Below are 1,188 nucleotides of genomic sequence, written 5' to 3'. Positions count from 1 at the left end.
CAGGCCGTCAGGTTGCGGTAAGGATCGATGGTGTCCCGACGATCTGAGCGCACCTTGCCCCTGGTCAGATGCTGGCCGGCTGGGCAAGTGTAGTGGTCATGTTCGGCGTCGTAGACGAAGTCCTGCCCGGTGAAGAGACCGCGGTTGGTGTTGCCGGAGGTCTGGATCTTGGGAACATAGGGCAGAACACCGGTGCCCTCGCAGGCCAGCACCTCGTCACCGTTATAGTAGCCTCGATCCGCCAGCACGGTGAGCTCCTCACACGCCATCACGTCCCGGGCTTGTTGTCCCATCGCCAGCAATTGGGGGCGGTCGTTGCCGACATTCGTCACCTCGTGTGCGACGATGAGATGATGCTCGGTTTCCACCGCCATCTGCACATTGTAGCCGACAATGCCCGTGCCCTTGCCGCTGGTGGCCATCGAGCGCGCATCCGGATCCGTGAGAGAGATCTGCTGGTCGGGCGCGGCTTCGACCTGCTGTCTCATGTCTTTGAGGGCCTGCATCTGTCGGCGCAGGCCTTCGATCTTCTCCTTCAGGCGGGCTGTCCTGACCTCAGTCTCCTCACCAGGCTGCCGATCGGCGCGATCCAGGGCCGCCAGGTAGCGGGCGATGCCGGCCTCCACCTGCTCGATGCGCCTGGCCACCTTGGCGACCGTGCAGTTCTTGTCGCGATTGTTGACGGCCTTGAACTTGGAGCCATCGAGGGCAACGACTGCCCGGGTGAACAGGTTGAGCTTGCGGCACAGCCCGATGAACTGCGAACACGCTGCACGGATGGCCGGGCCGTTGTCGCGGCGGAAGTCCGCAATGGTCTTGAAGTCGGGCATCAAGCGGCTGGTCAACCCCATCAGCTCGAGGTTGCGCTGGGTCTCTCGTTCCAATCTGCGGCTGGAGGGAACGCGATTGAGATAGCCGTAGATGTAGATCTTGAGCAGGGTCGCAGGATGGTACGACGGACGGCCTGTCACCTCCGGCACCACCCCGGCAAAGCCGAGAGCCGCCAGATCCGGTTCGTCAACGAAGGCTTCGATGATGCGCACGGGATTGTCGGGCGCCACATAGTCGTCCAGGCAATCAGGAAGCAGGGTAGCCTGCCGGCGGTCTTCCCCTTCAACGAAACGCTTCATCCGGCCCTCCGCTGATCAACATCAGCTTAGCAGATCAACGCGTTTCCACACAGGCTGG

General features: G+C 62.5%; 1 protein-coding gene. It reads right to left on the bottom strand.

The window, feature by feature from the left end; all coding sequences use genetic code 11:
- On the bottom strand, positions 1–1,130 hold a 1,130-nt coding region (locus DC522_RS33625; RefSeq protein ID WP_116532709.1), incomplete at its 3' end, for an IS1182 family transposase.
- Positions 1,131–1,188: the final 58 nt, after the last annotated feature.

Origin of the sequence: Microvirga sp. KLBC 81 (assembly GCF_003075415.1) — a bacterium.
Classification (GTDB): Bacteria; Pseudomonadota; Alphaproteobacteria; order Rhizobiales; family Beijerinckiaceae; genus Microvirga.
The sequence above is the reverse complement of the archived record's forward strand: the minus strand, read 5'-3'. Positions and strand labels throughout refer to the sequence as shown.